The sequence below is a fragment of the Parabacteroides gordonii MS-1 = DSM 23371 genome, from assembly GCF_000969825.1.
In the GTDB taxonomy this organism is placed as follows: Bacteria; Bacteroidota; Bacteroidia; order Bacteroidales; family Tannerellaceae; genus Parabacteroides; species Parabacteroides gordonii.
Genome location: NZ_KQ033919.1, coordinates 3,175,090 through 3,194,929, shown reverse-complemented (window position 1 = coordinate 3,194,929; position 19,840 = coordinate 3,175,090). Strand labels below are relative to the sequence as shown.

Here is a 19,840-nt window from a genome sequence, read left to right as displayed (position 1 = left end):
TCGTCAGAATTTATACGTGTAAGAGACAGAAGGAATAATAGGCATGATACCAACAGTCTTGAATACAGGAATATAATCGTATCCACTGCTGCTATTCGGATCACGTACTTCCTTGTCTTTCTTATAGATCATAAATGGGTTCATTCGCGAATAAACATTGTAGACACTGATCGTCCAGATCCCCATCCGTCCTTTCTTTTTAGGACGATAAATCTTAATCCCCAGATCAAGACGATGATAAGCCGGCAATTGGTAATTGTTACGCCCTTCATAATAATCGATCGGATCATGGGAGCCTGGGGTATCATAATCATAATAACCATCTCCCGGACGTGGCTTAAGACCTCCACTTGAATCATAATCTTCCAACGATAGGGTCACATGATTGCCTGATGCATACGACCAGGCAGCCGATAGCTCTACTTTCGGAGATATCTTGTGCATCACTACAATATTCAACTTATGGCGGTTGTCGAAACGGGCAGGAAAACGTTTGCTTTGGTTCAACTCCTCAAACTGGCGATCCGACCAGGAAAGGCCGTAACCAATCCATCCAGTCGTACGTCCGGTTTCTTTGCGCACCATAAATTCTGCTCCATATGAACGCCCTTCACCAGCAGTCAACTTATCCTCCCAATCCAGGTAAGAGGGGGTAAATGTATGTCCATCCCTATATTCCAGCAAATTATCCATAGTCTTATAATATCCCTCCACGGAAAAGCTATATGCTTTATTGAGATCATAATAGAAACCGGCAGAAACCTGATCACTGACCAACGGCTTCAACTTCCGCGTAACAGGCATCCAGGCATCGGTAGGCAGACTGATAAAGCTATTGCTTATCAGGTGTACATACTGGTTCATACGTGAGTAAGAAGCTTTAAAACTTAGGTTTTCATCCATCAACCAACGAAGAGACACACGAGGTTCCAACCCTGTATAGGTTTGTCCCTGTACATTGAACAGACTGAAACGCAGACCGGCATTCACACGCACTGCCTCCGACAATGACCAGTCGTCTTCTACAAACACACCTGCTTCGTGTCCCCATAACAGATCGTTGGCATATTCTTTATTGATCTCGGTTGATATCCCTGCACTCTTATTATACGCCACCGAATGATTGTATTCAGGACGGAAACGGTGTACCAGATAATCTCCCCCGAAACGAACATGGTGTGAGGAAGCCGGCAGATAATCAAAAGATGTACGCAATCCCAGATCCATAATACCTGTATTTGTTGTACTTTCATTAAACGAATCATAATAATCTTCTTCTCCTTCATTCCCTGCCACATCGTGTATAGTACTCCTCAGTTTCGAATGATAGCGGGTAAAAACACCGGATACCTTGCCAAACAAACGGTTATTGAACACATATGTCCAACCGGCTGTTGCCATGATATTCCCCCAACGCAAAGAGAGGTCGGTATCATAATTGTAGTTTGTATCACTACCCTCCCACGGAAAATCAGTACTTCCTCCCTTCAATACATCATTCCCGTTATACAGTGTGAAGAACATACGGCTCCGGTCATTAAAGATATGATTTACCTTCAGGTTGAGGTCATGGAAAGCATAACGTGCCCGTGTTTTAATTCCATCTTTTTTATCTATTTTATTAATAATGGCTAGCGCCGGAGCCGAAAGCACATCGAGCCAGGTACGTCGTAGCGCAATATTAAACGAGGTACGATCCTTAATGATCGGCCCCTCAAAATTCAGGTTACCGGAGATCAGGCCGATAGTAGCGCTACCATGATATTCCTTCATATTGCCTTCTTTCATATGCACATCCACCACCGACGAAAGACGTCCTCCGTAACGTGATGGGAAGCCCGACTTGAAAAAGTCCATTCCACTGACTGCCTCCGGATTAAAGGCGGAAAAGATCCCTCCGATATGATTAATCTGGTACACTGGATTACCATCTATCAGGAACAGGTTTTCATCCACATTACCGCCACGCACATACATACCGGCCGTTCCTTCCGTCCCGGCCGACACACCGGGCGTAAGTTGCAATGTTTTTATGATATCCGCCTCACCGAACATAGTAGGTGTCGAACGGATCGTTTGCTGGTTAATCTCCAAAGCTCCCATCTGGGTACTCAATACCGATTGCTTGCTGTTATTGGTTCCCAAAACAACCACTTCCTCCAGGGCGGCAGTAGGTGTAAGTTCGATGGTCAATACCGTATCTTTCTCCAGTTCAGGGAGATGAAACTGGCGGCTCCCATATCCAATATAAGAGGCCAGGATCGTCGCATCACCTCCCGGCAGCGTCAGACTAAAGAATCCGAAATTATTCGAAGCCGTCCCCATCCGGGTGTTGGCTTCATAAACCGAGGCACCGATCAGGGATTCGGCGGACTTAGCATCTCGCACAAAACCGCTGACCGTTACCTGCTTTGGTTTACGCTTCAGGATCACCACGTTTCCTGTCAACTTGTACACTACCGGAAGATTCGCGAATAAACGCTTCAGGCAATCCGGCAATGCTTCATCATCCGCTTTGAAACTGGTTTTCGGAAGCTCTTTCAACAAAGATGATTCATAGGAGAAGGTTACTCCGGTCTGCTTTTGTATCTCGTCGAGAATTTCCCGGACAGGAGCCTTCTGCATGTTCATCGTAACCTTCCGTGTTTCATCCGCACCTTTTGTCTGCGCCTGAAGGGCAAACATCGCTAACATCATCATCATTACAACCATTGTAACACGGGCAAACAGTTTTGCAGGGTATACTTTCTTCATCTCATTAATTGTTGATATCTATTTCTTAGACAGGATTTTCGGAAATACCCCTATCGGGCAAGACAAAAATAGCAGAATTATTCGAAAATCCTCCCCACTAATATATGACAACTAGTGTATCTTATTTTTAAATCAGTCCGCAAAGGACGATTCTCCGATTTATTTTCTTATCTTTGTGAGTGAGTTAGAGTTACGTAGTTCTCCTTATTTACACATTATATTAAGCAGGCCTTCCTTTATTATACTCCTTACTCCGAATTAGTATTTATCATATAATAAAATTATAGTTACATGGCAAGATCCCTTTCCGTAGACAAACGTGAGAATGAAAAGAAAAGACTCGCAAAACGAGCAGAGAAACAAAAGAAGAAAGATGAAAAGAAGCTATCCGGCAAGACGAGCAGTTTTGAGGACATGATAGCCTATGTCGATGAAAATGGAGTAATTACATCGACTCCACCAGAGGAGAACCCTCAAAAAGAAGAGATCAAACAGGAAGAGATCATGATCTCGATCCCTAAGAAAGAGAAAGAAGAACCGGTCGTTCTGAAAGGGAAAGTAGACTTCTTCAACACCTCGAAAGGATTCGGTTTCATCAAAGAACTGATAAGAGGTGAAAGATACTTTTTCCATGTAAACAATATCCTTTCCGCAGCAATTGCCGAAGGGGATATCGTTACATTCGACCTGGAACGCGGCCTGAAAGGGATGAATGCGATCAATATTCGTCTGGAAAACGAATTACCTCCCGTGGAAGATATTCCCGAAGAGTAAACTTCCATCCCCAATAAGGTGGTACACTACCGACAGGCATGGTGATGCGACGTGTCGACTTCTGATAGCCGGTCACAACACCGAAGCCGTCGGTTACATTCGAATAACTGGCGGTTGGTTCCAACTGGCCGCTCATATCCGTATCACCCAACAGGATGGAAAAGTTACGGATTACCTTTAAGTAATTATAATAATCTTCCGAGATAGAAAGAAGATGGATATCGTAATGCACAGTGGCAGACAAGGTATCGGTTACAAATGAATAATCAGGATAAAACGAAAAGGCCACTGCATACTCCTTCCCGTTAAACAGGTCATCTGAAAAAATACCCCGGTAAAAACCATCTCTATGATTATCCATTGAAGGAATATCGGGTTGAAAGACCGGATCATCATAAGTCAATGACAACCAATTAAAAAAAGAATTATTATCCACCTCAAAGCGGTCACCGGATATACTGACCCTGTATCCCTTGTCATCAAAAAACTGACTTTTCCACATCACACTATCCCCTTTGTGATATTCATCCAAACGTTCTACAACTAAACGATAATAATTACGTTCGGATGGATTATCACGCAAAGTCAGATAGACATACATATTATAAGTATTAGAATAAAACGCTGTATCGAGTGCAGCTATCTCCGACTTTTGAGGAATCTTTGTCTCGCCCGCTACCGGAGCAAATTCGGGCGCTTCCGCCTCGAACCGAACTTTATCACCGGCCTTTACATAACAACCCGGCAATTTGTACTGTCCTTTATATTCTGTACTATCTTCCGGATTATCGGAACGTTGCATAGTTCCGCGAAACACGTCGTTTACATATACATCTATATTTACATCTTTCTCCGGAAGAAGATACTGCGGAACGCTATCCAACAGGAACCAGCTTTTCGAAAGGAAAGCAGCAACCTCTCGATCGGGTGTGACAGATGCATTCAACACCAATAACGAAGGTACGGGGTCAAGCTTCAACACGACATCCCGTAAACAGGAAGAGCAGAGGAGATGCAACAGCAGCGGCAGTAATATGAATAGTCTTTTCTTCATCTCTTTTAGAATTTATAGGTATAAGATACAGAAGGCAGAAAAAGAAACAGGATGGATTGTTCCAGAAAGATTTCCTGTTTCCCGGTAGTGATGTCCTTATAAGAGGCTTGCTCCACCGTAAACGGATTCGGCCAGCAATACGCATTGCACAGACTGAGGTTCCAGATGCCCATACGTCCTTTCTTCTTATAGCGATAGAAGTTTAGACCCAGATCCAACCGGTGATACGGTGCCAGTTGATAATTGTTACGGGAACTGGCGGCAGAATCAAATCCACTGCCACCCGGAACTACACCGCTCCCCTGCATAAAACCATGATTAGTTTGCCCTGTTCCTCCCAGATAAAGTTGATCCTTGATCGTGATATAATTACCCGAAGCATACATCCAAGCTGCCGTCAGCTCTACCTTGCGCGATAGTTTGTAGGTAGCCACAACATCTATCTTATGGCGGTTATCATATTTGTAAGGGAAACGACGGCCTTTGTTAACACTGCCGTCCGGGAAAAGGCGATCCGACCAGGATAGTGTATAACCGATCCAGCCGGATAACCGTCCGGTCTTTTTCTGTGCCATAAGCTCTACCCCATAAGCACGTCCATAACCCTCGCCTACCCGTTCTTCCCATTTGGAATAATCGGTTCCTACCAGGAAGCGGTCTTTATATTCGATCAGGTTGTTCATTCGCTTATAATAGCCTTCCACCGAAAAGTTGTACTGCTTATTGAGCTTATAATAAAGTCCGGCAGTATATTGATGTGCACTCATCGGGCGGATGTTGCGGGTTACCGGTACCCAGATATCTGTCGGCTGGCTGATATAACTGTTGGAAAGCAAATGGATATACTGGTTCATCTTCGAATAAGACAGTTTCGCCGACAAGTTGCGGGTCAGCAGATAGCGGGCCGAGAGACGCGGTTGCAATGACTGATAAGTCTGCCCCTGCACATTAAAAAGCGTATATCGTAAGCCGGCATTCACCTTCAGCCGATCTATCACATGCATTTCTTCTTCAGCATATAAAGATACTTCATGTCCATGAACCAACGAATTAGCATATATCATATTCGTTTCCTGCGACTTTACAGAGTCCTGGTACCAGCTTTTCCTTGTATTCTGCTCGGGACGGAAAGTATGGAACAAGTAATCGCCCCCAAACCGTAGACGGTGTTTTTCATTCAAACGATAGTCGAACGAAGCACGAAGGCTCACATCCTCCATTGCCGAGCGGTAATGGCTTTCCTCATTGAACACCTTTTCATTATTAATATTGGAAGACAAGGCATAATCCGCCTTATCCTGCATAATGTGCGAGCGATAACGTGTATATCCCGCCGTAAAGCTGGCAAACAGTTTATTGCTGAACACATGGTTCACTCCCGCGGATCCGATCAGGTTTCCCCAGCGCCAACGAAAATCTTTCCCCAGACGATTGCCATAGCTAAATTCTTCCCCATCAAGATAGCTGTCGCTTCCCATATAGAAACTCAGGTAAAGGCGGGTACGGTCGGTGAAAGAATGGTTCACTTTGGCATTCATGTCGAAGAAGTGATAACCACCTTTTAATTTGTTGTTCCTGTCTTTGTTTACCGCCTTCAGGATCGGCCAGGTGAAAAGCTCCATCCAGGTGCGTCTGACGGAGACATTGAATGAGGATTTCCCTTTTATAATAGGGCCTTCGAGGTTTCCTCGCAACGCCAACAGGCCGATAGAGAAGTTGCCATGATACTCGTAGCGGTCGCCGTCATTTGTCCTCACATCTACAACCGACGAGAGCCTTCCCCCATATTCGGCAGGAAAGCTCCCTTTGTAAAACGTTGTATTCCTGACGGCATCAGGATTAAAGGCTGAGAAGAAACCGAGCAGGTGGTTGGTGTGATAGACCGGGTTCCCATCCAGCAGATAGAGGTTCCCGTCTGAGTTGCCCCCTCTCACATGGAGGCCGGTCATCCCTTCAACCCCTACTGCAACACCGGGCAAGCGTTGCAGGGTTTTCACCACATCCGTCTCCCCCAGCAGGGCAGGCATCGACTTGATGCGTTGGGAGGGTACCTCCACTACCCCGGTGCGTGTGCTTAATACTTCCGAACGGGGATTCAGTCCTTCCACCACGATCTCCCCCAAAGCACCGAGAGCATGTAAAGGTATATCGACCAGCGTGTCACGGGAGAGCTCGAAGGTGACTTCTTTTGCATCATACCCGACAAAGGAGGCACGTAGCGTTACTTTCCCGGGTGGGAGCGTTACACTGTAGAAACCGTAATTATTAGTTGTCGTTCCGCTCTTGGTATTCCGTTCGAATACCGAAGCGTTGATAAGACTTTCGTAGGATACGGAGTCGCGCACGAATCCGCTTATCGTGTAAAGACGCGGCTTACGTTTCAGGATAATGATCTGCCCAGTCATCCGGAAAGTGATCGGAAGGGCATAGAACAGTCTCCTCAGACAATAAGACAGCGATTCGTCCTGCGCTTTAAACGAGACCTTCTGAAATTCGTCCAGCATAGAGGATTCATAGGAGAAAAATATCCCGGTCTGCTTTTCCAGTTCCTGCAGGATCTCCAGCAAGGGAACCTGGCGCTTATTCATCGTAACCGTAGGCGTAGGTTCGACCGGAAGGTCAGCCACGTAAGGCCCCTCTTCGGCTTTTACCTGCGGAAAAAGCATAAGAATTCCTGTCAGTAATATCCATATACGTACCATCGGTTACTTATTTATTGGGGTCAGGAGCCAGGCGGGTATCCAGTGTCTGGTTAATAACCAATAAAACATCTTCCAGCGGAAGATCATTGAAAGTGGCCGTCAGTTTCAGATTCGGGGTTTCTGCTTTATTGATTACTTTCACCTGATAGTATTCGTTCAAGTCGCTGATCACCTTTTCAATCGGGGTGTCATTGAAGCGCAACTGCCGGGTTTTCCACGACAGGCTGTTGAGGTCTTCTTCTTCAAGTATCGTGATTCCTTTACTTTCCATAGAGTATGAAGCCGACATACCGGCGGTTAATATCACTTTATCCGTCTCACATCCGGTAACACCAAAACTGACTTTACCGGTCATCACATCCACGTCTGTACCGTCAGGTTGTTCGTCTATCTGGAAACTGGTTCCTAACACGGTAACTTCCGTCCGTTCAGTATAAACAGAAAAGGGGCGTGACTCATTGCGCTGCACCTGGAAAAAGGCTTTTCCTTTCATCTCCACTACACGCCTTTCCTTTCCGTAAGCCTTTACATCATATCGTATGGAAGAGTTTCCAGCCATCGAGATCAGCGTACTGTCAGGCAGGTAGACCTCTTTCAGTTGCCCCGGCGCAGTGGTTACGGCCACCCATTCCGAAGAGTTACGATCTGTAATATAATAAGTACTGAATCCAATGAGCAGTAATAATACCGATGCAGCTGCCATCCAGTAGCGGCGGAAAGAGACGGAACGGCGTACCTGATGCTTGCCGGCAAACTGTTGCCAAGCCTTATCAGTATCCAAACGTCCTTCCTCGTAGTGCTTTGCTACAAAACGGATGCGTTGTTCCAGTTTATTGTCCTGCTCGTTGTTCATTTATTATTTTCCTAATTTAAACTTATATCCCACTGTCAGCGAGAGGGTGTTGTAATTGGAGCCTATGCTTCTAAAACCATCACCTTCATCTCCCAGAGAAAGTTCATATCCTGCATTCATCACCCAATTATTCACTTCAATACCGAACGATGTTGTCAATCCCCAATCGAAAGAATTCGTGTTGCTAAAAGGCCGATTATCATACGGATATTCATACCTTCCATAATAGCCATATCCTCCAGTTTCCGTACCTGCTTCAGGTTTTATGGTGGTAATCCCCCATGAATGCCATTCCCAAGGAGTGGATACCGCAACTCCGGCGTACATGCCGACTCCCAGATGCATACGTACATTCTTTACTTTCCAGGAGAAATCAGCCATTACAGGCAATTGTAAGAAATGTTGAGTGATACTTCCACCTTCCATTCCATACTCAATTGTACCATCCGGATAGTCCCATCTCGTCGGATAATCGCCTAAAGAATATCCACGGTTAGTATAAAACAACCCGGCTTTAATTCCGATCCAGTCCGGCTTGAACTGGTAACCCAAATTAGCTCCGATCTTTATACCCGGACGCCAACCGCCTGTTCCTACACGCTGCACCGCCGTTATACCGGCTTCAGGTGTCAAACTCCAACCAGACTGTGCTTTCGCTGCCCAACCAATCATCCACACACATACCATCATCAATAAAACTTTTCTCATAATCTTCTCTTTAATTAGATACAAATTAATCATGTTCTATTCCTTAGACAAGAAATCAGAGAAAACCCCTATCCGCCCGGATACTTTTTTATCCAAAAAAGAAAGTATAGATACGTACCGCCATCTCCCGCAATGACTTCAACGCCTTGCCCATCTGATTCTCAACCGTTTTGATCGAGATATTCAGTTCCTCAGCTATTTCCTGATACTTCAGTCCGTCGCGTTTGGAAAGTAAAAAGATTTTTTTACGTTCGGGAGGTAATCCGTCTATCGCGTTCCACAGGCGGGCATCGCGCTCGGAGTTGTAGACCTGCTCTTCTTCCGACAAGTCTGCCATATCCGGAAGCTGGTCGGTGGTCTGCATATCGGCAGGCTGTGTAACAAGCGAAAGGGAACGGTTACGTACGGCCTGATACATGTATGACTTCAGATTATCGATCAATATATTGTTGATATTCTTATCCCATACATCGGCAAAAGCCTGTTGAACAATGTCCTCTGCATCATCTAACCGCTCAGTGAATCGAAGCGCAAAAAGGCACAGGGGTTTATACAACTCCTTAAAATACCGTTCGAACTCTCCGCTGGAAATGGTTGCCATACGTTTGTTATCTGTAACTATTCTTTGCAAAGAAAAGCAGTTTTCCTGATAACCCGACTGTTTTTCAGTTTCTTTATCACTTATTTAAGAAATAATGAACTAAAGGATAGTTAATCCGCTATCAAATCCAACACAAATTATTACAAGATTGCTATCTTTGTTGTGATAACAAAAAGACAGGAGGTAGTATGAACCACATTTTACACAATAAATTGGAAGCTCTAAAGGAGCTTTGTCGACGGTATAAGGTAAAAAGCCTTTATGCTTTCGGCTCGGTAAATACACCCCGGTTTACCGAAAAGAGTGACATCGATCTACTGATAGAGTTCGAGCCGGATATTTCTTTTGAAGAATATACCGATAATTATTTTCTTCTGCATAATAAACTAACGGAACTATTTCGAAGGAAAATCGACCTTGTCACCCGTCGTTCACTCTCAAACCCATTCTTTATTGCCGATGTAGAACAGACTAAACAACTTCTTTATGGCACGTAGTATTCAGAAGTATCTATATGATATACAACAATCGATCTTATCGATTGAAGAGTATCTGGGTGAGAAAAGGGATTTCTTTGCCTATGAACAAAACAAATTGTTACGCAGAGCTGTAGAACGGGAACTGGAAATTATCGGTGAAGCTGCAAAACACATATTAGATATGGAACCCGATATCCAGATAGATGATGCCAGAAAGATTGTTGACTTACGTAACTTTGTAATTCACGGCTATGATAAAGTCGATAACGTCATCATCTGGGGAGTAGTTAACAAGAGCCTACCGAAACTGAAAGAACAGGTTGAAGACTTATTAGGAGGCTTTACTATATTATAAAGGCACACAGAATAATCTCTGCGTGCCTTTCTTTTTCTTCTTAAACTATCAACTTTATCAATAAGGACGGAACCCGATGATCTCGCGCACTTCGGCTAGCGTTTTGGCTGCGCTTGCGCTTGCTTTTTCTGCTCCCATGCGGGCTACCTTTTCCATATATTCTTCGTTGGAACGGATATCGAGGATACGTTCACGGATCGGGGCACAGAAGTTGTTGATATCTTCGGCCAGCTGCTTCTTCAGATCGCCATAGCGGATCTCGCAGTTGTTGTATTTCTCGTTGAAGTAATCGTAAGTATCTTTTGTCGATACGATATCCATCATGGCAAAGAGGTTGGCGATCGGTTCGGGCTTCACGCTGTTCGGCTCTGTTGGACCGGCATCGGTTACTGCCTTCATTACCTTTTTCTTGATCGCCTTTTCGTCATCGATCAGGTAGATCGCGTTTCCTTCGCTCTTACCCATCTTACCGGAACCGTCCAGGCCGGGCACTTTCACGGCCTTCTCTGTCAGGTGGAAAGAAGCGGGTTCGGGGAAAAACTCAACCTCATAAGTAGAGTTGAAGCGGCGGGCAAAACGACGCGCCATCTCCATATTCTGCTCCTGGTCTTTTCCAACCGGCACTTTCACAGCCTTATGGATAATGATGTCGGCTGCCATCAAAGTAGGATAAGTCAGCAGGCCGGCATTTACACTATGACGGTTTCCTTCGTTAAAGATCTCTTTTTCCACATCGCCTTCGGCCGTATTTACACGGTCGATATGGAGCATCTGACGTGCCTTATCCTTGAAGGAAGTCGTGCGCATCAGCTCACCGATACCGGCATTCATATTGAGGTAGAGATACAACTCTGCCACTTCACGCACATCACTCTGTATATAGATCGTTGCCTTTTCCGGATCGATACCGCAGGCCAGATATTCAGCCAGGATTGTTTTCGCACTGTTACGGATGTTTTCCGGGCGCGGATGCGTAGTCAGGGAGTGCCAGTCTGCAATAAAGAAAAAGCAATTATACTCATTCTGCATTTGCAGAAAACTCTTTACTGCTCCGAAGTAATTCCCCAGATGCAAATTACCTGTTGGCCTGATGCCACTTACTACTGTTTCCATTTCTAAATTCTTTATTTATTTCAAACGGCCACAAAGATAGTAAATTTAGAGCACAAAATCCTATCGGAAGAAGGGGTAAATATTCCTGAGTGCCTGACCCGGCTCCGATTATAGCCCGGGAGAAGTTCAGCTCCCCGGCAGCAGATCTTCCCCACCCCCGCAGGGAATAACGGGCAATCAGGCAGATAATCTTTGTCCGACCCGGGTCGAACAGCTGTTCGACGGAGGTGAGACAGCTGTCTGACGAGTGTCGAACAGCTGTCCCACACTTGTCGGACAATGATTATGTAGAGAGCCTATCCACTTTACCCCGGCAGTCGGCGGAAATCAGTTGGCTACCGGTTGCAGTTTGTACGCCAGTCCGGCCACGGTAGCCAGGGAGGCCTCGTAGTATTCCTTCCCGCCAGACATCACCGGGGAAGAGGTAGCTACTTCTTTTTCTCCTTGCTTCACGACAAAAGGGACGGATGTTCTCACCCGGCAGTCCTGTCCGGCAAGGGAACGGATCGTTGCTTCCGACAGTTTCCCATCCTTCCAGGCCATCGCGATCTCGAAGTTGCCGCGTGCCTTCAGACCGGAAACGCGGCCTTCGCCCCACACATCCGGCAAGGCGGGCAAGAGCTGGATAAATCCGGCATGGCTCTGCAAAAGCATTTCGGCCACTCCGGCGGTATAACCGAAGTTACCGTCGATCTGGAAAGGCGGATGGGCGTCGAGCATGTTCTTGAACAGTCCACCGCCCTTGCGCCCGTTGCCGAAGCCGACGGGATTAAAGAGGTTGGAGACGATTTTATAAGCACGGTTACCGTCGAGCAGGCGAGCCCAACTGTTTATTTTCCAGCCCATCGACCAGCCGGTGGCCTCATCTCCACGGAGATTCAGGGTTTGTTTGACGGCTTCAAACAGGTCGGGGGTAAGATCAGCTGTGATCTGGTTGCCGGGATAAAGGCCATACAGATGGGAGAAATGGCGGTGTTGCGGTTCAGCTTCCTTGAAATCGTACATCCATTCCTGTAACTGTCCGCGTGCGCCGATCCGGTAAGGCAGGAGGCGGGGAAGTTTCTCCTTCAGTTCGGCACGAAGCGGTTCGTCGAGGTCGAGCATTTCAGCCACTTCGAGCGTACGGGTGAAGGTTTCGCGGACGATAGCCATATCCATTGTCGGGCCCATAGTCATGGCACCTTGCTTGCCGTTATCCATGATGAAACGGTTTTCGGGAGAGACACCGACAGGAGTCACCAGATGGCCGTCGCCATCTTCTATCAACCAGTCGGAGAAGAACTCGGCGGCCCCCTTCATCAACGGGTAAGCCCTGTTCTTCAGGAAGTCTTTATCTTGCGTAAAGAGGTAATGTTCCCACAGGTGGCTGCACAGCCAACCCTGTACCATCGGCCAGAAAGAGGCGGTCGGTACATTGTCGTTCGGCACAGACTCCCGCCAGATAGAGGTATTATGATGCCCTACCCACCCGCGGCGGTTATACATATTGCGGGCCGTTTCGGCACCCGAGACAGCCAGTTCGTCGATCAGCCGGAAAAGTGGCTCGTGGCATTCGGAGAGGTTGGTGAGCTCGGCCGGCCAGTAATTCATTTCGGCATTGATGTTCATCGTGTAACCGCTATTCCAGGCAGGCACGATGTCTTTGTTCCAGAGTCCCTGCAGATTCAACGGCTGTCCGCCGGGACGTGAGCCGCTGATCATCAGGTAACGGCCGAACTGGAACAATAAGGCGGCAAGGTCAGGATCGGCCACTGTTTCAAATTGTGTGATACGCTGATCGGTAGGCAACGCTTTTTGTTCGGGCGAAGATGCCAGCTGCAAGTCTACCCGGTCGAAGAGCGACTGATAGTCGGCCACATGGCGTTGCTTCAACTGCTTATAATCATAGGCAAGCGCTTTATCTAAAACACCTGCGGCTTTGGCGGACGGATCCACTCCTTCGCGGCTGGGGCTTTTATCGAAACCGTTGAAGCTGGTAGCGAGGCTCAGGACAAAATAGACCTCACCGGTATTATACACATGTACGCCGGTATCGGTTATTTCATAGTCGCCCCCCTTTGGAAAGACAGGCTTCAACTGGGCTTCAAAGAACATACCCTTCCCTCCGATCTCGTCACCGTAGAGAACCCGCTTATCGAATTTGCGGTTCCCTTTCCCGTCGTACAGTTCAGGGTGTTTGTATTGGTCGCCCCAGGCTTCCATCTGTTCGAAGGTACGGCGTTCGACATATCCCGGAGCTTGTCCGTGCAGCACTAGGCGGTCAGCGCCTTTCGTTTGTCGGGCGGTGGGATGGGGCGAAGTAAAGTTCAGGGAAAAATCGAGCCCGTCGGGAGCATTGCTTTTCAGGTGGACGATGATTACGTCATCGGGATGGGAAGCGAAAACTTCGCGTTCATACCGGATACCGTTCTGCTCGTACACTGTGCGGGTGACAGCCTCCGAGATATTCAGTTCACGTTTATAGCCGGAAACTTCACCGGGTTTATTGTTTTCAATGAACAGGTCAGCAAAGGGCTGGTAATACTGGTGCAAACGGCCCAGCCAGTGTTTGCAGACCAGGTCGGAGGCTTCATCGTATTTCCGGGCTTTCATCAGTCCGACTACTTTATCGAACATCCCGGGAGTGATCTTTATATCTTTGAATACTGTAGAAGGTTCTCCGCTATAAAGCGTGTTTTCGTTCAGTTGCAGCTGCTCCTTGTCTACACCGCCGAACACCATGGCACCGGCGCGACCGTTACCGACAGGAAGGGCTTCGTTCCAGTTCTCAGCAGGTTCGTTATACCATAGAACAAGCGGGTCCTCCTTCTGTGTCTTCGCACACGCAAGACAACAAAAAAATAGGAGAAGGGAAGATAGTAAGCGTATATTCATGATGATTAGGTATTAAATACGGATACAAAGTAAAGGAAAAGTTTCGAGAATAGCACACGGATGACGCGTATTCCGCGTCATCCGTGCTCCATTCAATGTATTATCAGAGCAGGTCTAATTCGGCAATGGCTACGACCTTGCCGTTGGCTGCTATTTCGGTTGCCTCGATACGGACGTAACGGGCGGATACCGGTTTCTTGAAATAATGGTAACGCTTGGTCGGGTCGTTGATAAGGTTTCCGAACTCAAAGGACTCTACTCCTTTCCAGTTCTTGCCGTCGTCGCTGACTTTCAGGATGCCTTTTGCCATCATTCCTTCCGAGTTGCGGGTCTGCGGAGTGTAGGCGAAGCCGTTCAAGGTTTCCTTCGCACCGAGGTCGATCGTTATGAATTGCGGCAGGCTGCCTTCTTCCGAACGCCAGAAAGTGGCGGGTTTGGCATCGAATGCGGCTGTAGCGGGGTTGCGTTTGGTTTCGCTGCTTGCTTCCACCAGCTTCCAGTTTTGCTTGGTCAGTCCCAGGCGTTCGCTATGCATGGCTCCTTTCTCTCCTTTCAGGACGGCGATGGCTTTCAGTTCGCCGCGTTCCATCTTAAAGGGTTCCTTATACTCGGTAGAGCTTTCGGTCGGTTCTTTTCCGTCGGTCGTATAATAGATCTTATAGCCTACGTTCAGGTTTCCGGCAGCATTCTGTCCGTGAGGATTCCAACCGAAGTCCTGCAATTTAGGCTCGATCGTAACCAATCCGTTCACATCCTTCCTGAAACTCAACTGGGGCGGACGGGATTTGTAATAATGGGCGGAGATATGGCTGATAGCAGGTGTAAGACGCGATTCGAGCAGGCGTACCCGCAGCTTATCCGTCGTTACTTCCGGGAAGCGAAGGATACGTTTATAACCGATATTGGTCGAAACGACTATTTCTTTCCAGGCGCCGTTTATCCAGGCGTCTACGGCATGTTTCTCCACCCGTTCGCCGTTCGTTGCAACAGCTTCCTGGAGCATGATACGGTTGATCGTCACAGGAGAAGGGGTAGTTACGATAAATTCTTTATGCCCTTCATCCATCATCAGCCAGGTATCGGGTTTGCCGTCCAGTACTTGCTGCGGGCCTTTCGCTCCCTGCAACAAATCTGTTCCGTATGTTTCCTTTATCCGTTTACCGGCTTCTTTCAACGATGCTACATCTGCAGGTGAGAACCGTCCTTCGCGGTTGGGCGGGATATTCAGCAGGAAGGTCGAGTTGCCGCCTACCGCACGTTCGTAGATATCGAATACATCGTCGGCACTTCTAACCTTCTGATGCGTGTCGTCGCGGTAGAACCAGCCCTCACGGATGGAGGTGTTGGTTTCTGCCTGTTGATAGTGGAGGTATTTTGCTTTATACAGTTCGTCACGACCGCCCAGCACAGGGTCTGTCATGTCCGCAAACTGTGTCATCGTATCGGGATCTGCCTGGTAAGGGATCACATTCCATTCGGTCGGCCTCGTTCCCCCGGCTTCATTGCCGCACCAGCGTACATCTTCGCGTCCGAAGATAACGGCATTCGGGGCTAACGTACGGATCAGTTTCTTCCAGGCCAGATAGTTATAGGTCTGTCCACCTTTTCGTTTCGGGTGTGCGCCGTCGAACCAGACTTCGTGGATCGGCCCGTATTCGGTCAGCAATTCAAACAACTGATTCAGAAAGTATTCGTTATAATCGTCCACCACAAACTCAAACTTCGTCTGGTTGGCAAACGGCCTGCCGGGTACTTCGCGCGGGATCGTCCGTTTGGTGTATTTACTTAGATTACCGTACAGCCCATCCGGACTTTCTATCTGGAACAGATCGGCCGGCGACAGGTAAACGCCCAGCTTCAACCCGTATTTCTGACAGGATGCCGACAATTCCTTCAGGATATCTCCCTTCCCGCCTTGAAAGCCGGAAGACATGATGCCGTGTTTCGTATACCGGCTTTGCCACAGGACGAACCCGTCATGATGCTTCACGGTAATAATAACCATTTTCATACCGGCAGCTTTCATGGCTTCGCACCACTGGTCGGTATCGAGTTCCTTCAGGTCGAACACCTTCGGGTCTTCCATCCCGTTCCCCCACTCCATCCGTGTAAACGAATTGGGCCCGAAATGGATAAAAGCAATGTATTCATTTTGTAAAGCACTCAACTGGTTCGGAGTGGGAATGACATGCGCGGCTTTCTCAATAATGACCTCGTGGCTGTCGCCGGGTTCGATTTTAATGGTGTTTTGGAAAGAGATACTATTGTCCTGCGCACAAAGGGCAGCAGAGAAAAGCAGACTTCCAAACAAATAAACAATACTATTCCTCATGATTAGCAGATTGATTTGAAGTTAATAAATGAGATACCAAAAATACGCCTTTGTCTGCTGTGTACGAAATATATCCGGTAAAAATTACGCAAACGTTTGCGTAGCACCCTGCGAACAGATAAAAAATATCCCGGATGATCGCGTTGCCACCCGGGATATATAGTAGTTATACGTTACGTTTTATTCCATCCAGCTCAACTGCTTCCAGACTTCCGGCCCGTCATTCTTCTGAGGAGCGCCCGGAGTGCTACGGCCATCCTTTACGTATTTGACCATCAGTTCTTTCAGTTCTTTTACAATCTCAGGATGTTCGGCATATACATTCTTTGTTTCTGCAGGATCATCCTTCATATTATACAGCTGAATCGACGGCAATGTTTCGATCACCTCATTGTCTTTACCCGATCTGGGGAAACTCCATCCACCCGAACTTGGCGATAACAACAGCTTCCACTCCCCCCGACGGATCGTGAAGTCACCGTTTATAGAATGATGGACAGTCGCTTCACGAATCGTGTTACTCACCTTTTCGTTCAACAGCAAAGGCAGGATGTTGTAGCTATCCTCTCCTTCCGTATCTTTCAATTGATAATCGGCAACAGCAGCAAAAGTGGCAAAGAAGTCGGTCAGGCACACTGTCTGATCCACCACATGAGGCTTTATCTTAGCCGGCCATCTCACGACACAAGGAATACGGTGACCGCCGTCGAACAAGTCAGCCTTATGCCCGCGATAAATATAGCTGGGATAATGGCCTTTTGCCTGAAGATCATCGAACTTGGCTTCAGGGCTACAACCGTTATCCGTACTGAATACGATGATCGTGTTGTCTTCCACCCCGGATTCCTTCAAGGCATTCATCACCTTGCCTACCATATCGTCCACCATCAGGACGAAATCGCCGTAAGGGTTCAATCCCGATTTACCCTGATATTCCTTGATCGGAAGGATCGGGGTATGGGGAGCCGGCAACGGAAGATATAAATAGAAAGGCTTATCACCCTTCGACTTCTCATGAATATAATCCACCGCCTTATCGATCAGATGGGGAAGCGTCTGCTCATGGTCGAAATCCGCGCCCGTCGGCCCTTTACGCCAGAACCCCATTCCCGTATTGACCGTTTCACGATCCGGCAAAGCGGTTACCTTATCATTTTCCACATACACATAAGGAGCCATATCCAGGGAAGCCGAGATACCATAATAGTAATCGAAGCCACGTGTAGTCGGCCCGTTGGTGATCGGTTGGCTAAAGTCCACACTATCCGGGCCGGCTTCGATATTGTTCCAGTCCCAACCCAGATGCCATTTGCCGATAGCGGCGGTCTGGTATCCGCACTCTCCCAGTACATGGGCGATTGTCCGGCGATCCTGCGGGATAAGCGCTTTATCGTACCCGTAGAGTACGCCCGACTTCAGGTCAGACCGCCAGTTATAACGGCCTGTCAGCAAGCTGTACCGCGACGGGGTACTGACGGACGAGCTCGAATGGGCATCCGTAAATATCACCCCTTCATTGGCGATCCGGTCGATATTCGTCGTCTTCAGTTTAGAGTTTTCATTCAGGGCCGACACGTCCCCATATCCCATATCATCGGCAAAGATGAAAACGATATTGGGTTTCTTAGGATCCTCTGCCTGTCCGGTACAGCCGGAACATAAAACCGATAGCCCTCCAATGGTTAGTAACACATTCTTTCTTTTCATGATATAATAAGTTTATGTTTTATTATTTATACCCCGGATTCTGTTCTCCCAGCTTCGCATTATTTACGAACTCGGTAGATGGCACCGGATACAAGTAATAAGGTTTATTCGTCATCGGATGAGTAATCATCTTATTCTGCGGGAATTTCAACCCCAGATAATCCAACTGAGGCTGCATAACCGATTGCATGACACCCAACCTGTTAAGATCGAAATAACGTTTGCACTCAAACGCCAGTTCAATACGCCTCTCTTTCATGATATACTCCCTGAAAGACTGCTGGCTGGTAACATCCGACCCTTTCAAATCTGCCAGGCCGGCCTGCTTCCTGATCTGATTGACCAAAGAAAACGCTTCTCCTCCGGCAACATATCCTTTCTCATTCAATGCCTCAGCCTTCGCCAGCAAAATCTCGGCATATCGTATTAGAGGATAATTCCAGATACTTTTACCTACCGGATCAGTCGTATTGTAGTATTTGTTTACGTAATACAAGCTACCATCCGGCTGCGATGCATCCACAAAGTTAGCTAAACCATACGTATCTATAATCACACTTTTACGGTTATCATCCGGTCTGTCATTAAATAACTGTACAAATCCGTCGCCCGATGAAGGCCCTCCCCCTTTTCCGTTCAGATTATCATCCGTCGGCAAAATAAGGGCGCTACCGCTGGGCGTGGAAGTCGGAGCAAAAAAAGTGCTCAACGAAGAAGTGGTCGACGTAGTAACACCACCATACTGTACTTCCAAAAACGACTGGGAGCCATTCTCTGCCGAGCCGTTAAAATTCTTCACATAATCGATCAGCGTACCTTTCCCTATCACCTTATCGGCTGCCGCTATGACTTTGTCCCACTGTTCTATCTCCAGATACACCAGTGCTTTCAACGCACTGACCGAATAAACCGTCGGCCGGCCGTTTTCCGAGCCCGTATCTCCCGAATAAGAAGCTGGTAAAAGACGTTCCGCATCATCCAGGTCTTTCTCGATCTGGTTATATACTTCCTGTATGGAAGCCCTGGGAACCTGTGCATCTTCCAGCAGAACCACCTGATGTTCGAGGATAGGGACACCACCGAACAAACGAACCAGATTGAAGTAATAATAAGCCCTCATAAACTTGGCTTGCCCTTCAAAATAAGGCCGTTGCTGTTCTGATTTATAATCCGTCACATTCTCCAGATTGTCCAGTACCACATTGGCACGGCCTATTCCCATATAATGTTGCTTCCAAACCGTTGCGGCATAGGAAAAGTCCTGTTCTACGATAAAAAGGTCTGTCTCCAGCTCGTTTCTCCACGTCCAGCCGTCATCACAAGCCAGATCCGTCATACGTTGCATAGTCCCGCTAAACAGAGGTTGCAGAGGTTGGTAGATACCGTTGACGGCAGTCAGCATACCTTGTTCCGTACTTATGAGCTGTTGCAGCTCCGTCGAACCTTTCATCTTCGGTTCCAGAAAATCCGAACATCCCGAAACCAGCAGGATCAAACCCGGAATAAATAGTATAGACATTAGTTTTCTCAACAT

At 47.4% G+C, this 19,840-nt stretch carries 14 protein-coding genes; 3 read left to right on the top strand and 11 right to left on the bottom strand.

Going from position 1 to position 19,840, the window contains the following annotated elements:
• Positions 1–3 precede the first annotated feature (3 nt).
• Entirely contained in the window at positions 4–2,754 is a 2,751-nt protein-coding gene (locus HMPREF1536_RS12090; RefSeq protein ID WP_044193399.1) for a TonB-dependent receptor, read from the bottom strand.
• A 291-nt stretch (positions 2,755–3,045) separates the two neighbouring features.
• Here HMPREF1536_RS12090 and HMPREF1536_RS12085 point away from each other — a divergent pair, with 291 nt between their 5' ends.
• A complete protein-coding gene (locus tag HMPREF1536_RS12085) occupies positions 3,046–3,528 on the top strand; it encodes a cold-shock protein (protein ID WP_028729947.1) in 483 nt (160 codons plus the stop codon).
• Here the strand turns inward: HMPREF1536_RS12085 and HMPREF1536_RS12080 are convergent.
• The 5 genes from HMPREF1536_RS12080 to HMPREF1536_RS12060 all read right to left on the bottom strand — a co-directional run bounded on the left by HMPREF1536_RS12080 (position 3,473) and on the right by HMPREF1536_RS12060 (position 9,446).
• A complete protein-coding gene (locus HMPREF1536_RS12080) occupies positions 3,473–4,582 on the bottom strand; it encodes a DUF4249 domain-containing protein (RefSeq protein ID WP_044193402.1) in 1,110 nt (369 codons plus the stop codon). The genes HMPREF1536_RS12085 and HMPREF1536_RS12080 overlap by 56 nt on opposite strands.
• A gap of 5 nt (positions 4,583–4,587) precedes the next feature.
• Entirely contained in the window at positions 4,588–7,284 is a 2,697-nt protein-coding gene (locus HMPREF1536_RS12075) for a TonB-dependent receptor (protein WP_028729948.1), read from the bottom strand.
• A 7-nt stretch (positions 7,285–7,291) separates the two neighbouring features.
• Positions 7,292–8,137, bottom strand: a complete 846-nt coding sequence (locus tag HMPREF1536_RS12070; protein ID WP_028729949.1) for a FecR family protein — start codon at positions 8,135–8,137, stop codon at positions 7,292–7,294.
• A 3-nt stretch (positions 8,138–8,140) separates the two neighbouring features.
• Positions 8,141–8,845, bottom strand: a complete 705-nt coding sequence (locus HMPREF1536_RS12065; RefSeq protein WP_028729950.1) for a porin family protein — start codon at positions 8,843–8,845, stop codon at positions 8,141–8,143.
• Positions 8,846–8,933: 88 nt separating this feature from the next.
• Complete coding sequence (locus tag HMPREF1536_RS12060; RefSeq protein ID WP_028729951.1) at positions 8,934–9,446, bottom strand: RNA polymerase sigma-70 factor; 513 nt, start codon at positions 9,444–9,446, stop codon at positions 8,934–8,936.
• A gap of 188 nt (positions 9,447–9,634) precedes the next feature.
• On the opposite strand from HMPREF1536_RS12060, the gene HMPREF1536_RS12055 reads away from it, so the two are divergent.
• Positions 9,635–9,943, top strand: coding sequence for a nucleotidyltransferase family protein (locus tag HMPREF1536_RS12055; RefSeq protein ID WP_028729952.1), 309 nt, complete (start codon positions 9,635–9,637; stop codon positions 9,941–9,943).
• Positions 9,933–10,280 carry a HepT-like ribonuclease domain-containing protein gene (locus HMPREF1536_RS12050; protein ID WP_028729953.1) on the top strand — a complete coding sequence of 116 codons (348 nt, stop codon included), beginning with the start codon at positions 9,933–9,935 and terminating at the stop codon, positions 10,278–10,280. The genes HMPREF1536_RS12055 and HMPREF1536_RS12050 overlap by 11 nt, the downstream gene beginning before the upstream one ends.
• Positions 10,281–10,337: 57 nt before the next feature.
• Here HMPREF1536_RS12050 and trpS read toward each other — a convergent pair whose 3' ends face one another.
• The 5 genes from trpS to HMPREF1536_RS12025 all read right to left on the bottom strand — a co-directional run bounded on the left by trpS (position 10,338) and on the right by HMPREF1536_RS12025 (position 19,840).
• Positions 10,338–11,393 (bottom strand): tryptophan--tRNA ligase, encoded by a 1,056-nt coding sequence (gene trpS, locus HMPREF1536_RS12045; protein WP_028729954.1) that lies wholly within the window; start codon positions 11,391–11,393, stop codon positions 10,338–10,340.
• Positions 11,394–11,720: 327 nt separating this feature from the next.
• Positions 11,721–14,267 carry a glycoside hydrolase family 95 protein gene (locus tag HMPREF1536_RS12040; protein ID WP_028729955.1) on the bottom strand — a complete coding sequence of 849 codons (2,547 nt, stop codon included), beginning with the start codon at positions 14,265–14,267 and terminating at the stop codon, positions 11,721–11,723.
• Positions 14,268–14,370: 103 nt separating this feature from the next.
• The gene (locus HMPREF1536_RS12035) at positions 14,371–16,599 is read right to left on the bottom strand and encodes an alpha-L-fucosidase (protein WP_028729956.1); all 2,229 of its coding nucleotides are present in this window, start codon (positions 16,597–16,599) and stop codon (positions 14,371–14,373) included.
• Positions 16,600–16,779: 180 nt separating this feature from the next.
• Complete coding sequence (locus HMPREF1536_RS12030; protein WP_028729957.1) at positions 16,780–18,306, bottom strand: sulfatase family protein; 1,527 nt, start codon at positions 18,304–18,306, stop codon at positions 16,780–16,782.
• A 22-nt stretch (positions 18,307–18,328) separates the two neighbouring features.
• Positions 18,329–19,840, bottom strand: coding sequence for a RagB/SusD family nutrient uptake outer membrane protein (locus HMPREF1536_RS12025; RefSeq protein WP_081693419.1), 1,512 nt, complete (start codon positions 19,838–19,840; stop codon positions 18,329–18,331).

What these genes read in the sequence shown, in the direction of transcription:
- HMPREF1536_RS12065 (WP_028729950.1), bottom strand. Translation starts at nt 8,845, where the DNA reads ATGAGAAAAGTTTTATTGATGATGGTATGTGTGTGGATGATTGGTTGG.
- HMPREF1536_RS12070 (WP_028729949.1), bottom strand. Translation starts at nt 8,137, where the DNA reads ATGAACAACGAGCAGGACAATAAACTGGAACAACGCATCCGTTTTGTA.
- HMPREF1536_RS12080 (WP_044193402.1), bottom strand. Translation starts at nt 4,582, where the DNA reads ATGAAGAAAAGACTATTCATATTACTGCCGCTGCTGTTGCATCTCCTC.
- HMPREF1536_RS12060 (WP_028729951.1), bottom strand. Translation starts at nt 9,446, where the DNA reads ATGGCAACCATTTCCAGCGGAGAGTTCGAACGGTATTTTAAGGAGTTG.
- HMPREF1536_RS12055 (WP_028729952.1), top strand. Translation starts at nt 9,635, where the DNA reads ATGAACCACATTTTACACAATAAATTGGAAGCTCTAAAGGAGCTTTGT.
- HMPREF1536_RS12090 (WP_044193399.1), bottom strand. Translation starts at nt 2,754, where the DNA reads ATGAAGAAAGTATACCCTGCAAAACTGTTTGCCCGTGTTACAATGGTT.
- HMPREF1536_RS12075 (WP_028729948.1), bottom strand. Translation starts at nt 7,284, where the DNA reads ATGGTACGTATATGGATATTACTGACAGGAATTCTTATGCTTTTTCCG.
- HMPREF1536_RS12035 (WP_028729956.1), bottom strand. Translation starts at nt 16,599, where the DNA reads ATGAGGAATAGTATTGTTTATTTGTTTGGAAGTCTGCTTTTCTCTGCT.
- HMPREF1536_RS12030 (WP_028729957.1), bottom strand. Translation starts at nt 18,306, where the DNA reads ATGAAAAGAAAGAATGTGTTACTAACCATTGGAGGGCTATCGGTTTTA.
- HMPREF1536_RS12085 (WP_028729947.1), top strand. Translation starts at nt 3,046, where the DNA reads ATGGCAAGATCCCTTTCCGTAGACAAACGTGAGAATGAAAAGAAAAGA.
- HMPREF1536_RS12040 (WP_028729955.1), bottom strand. Translation starts at nt 14,267, where the DNA reads ATGAATATACGCTTACTATCTTCCCTTCTCCTATTTTTTTGTTGTCTT.
- HMPREF1536_RS12025 (WP_081693419.1), bottom strand. Translation starts at nt 19,840, where the DNA reads ATGTTGAGAAAACTAATGTCTATACTATTTATTCCGGGTTTGATCCTG.
- trpS (WP_028729954.1), bottom strand. Translation starts at nt 11,393, where the DNA reads ATGGAAACAGTAGTAAGTGGCATCAGGCCAACAGGTAATTTGCATCTG.
- HMPREF1536_RS12050 (WP_028729953.1), top strand. Translation starts at nt 9,933, where the DNA reads ATGGCACGTAGTATTCAGAAGTATCTATATGATATACAACAATCGATC.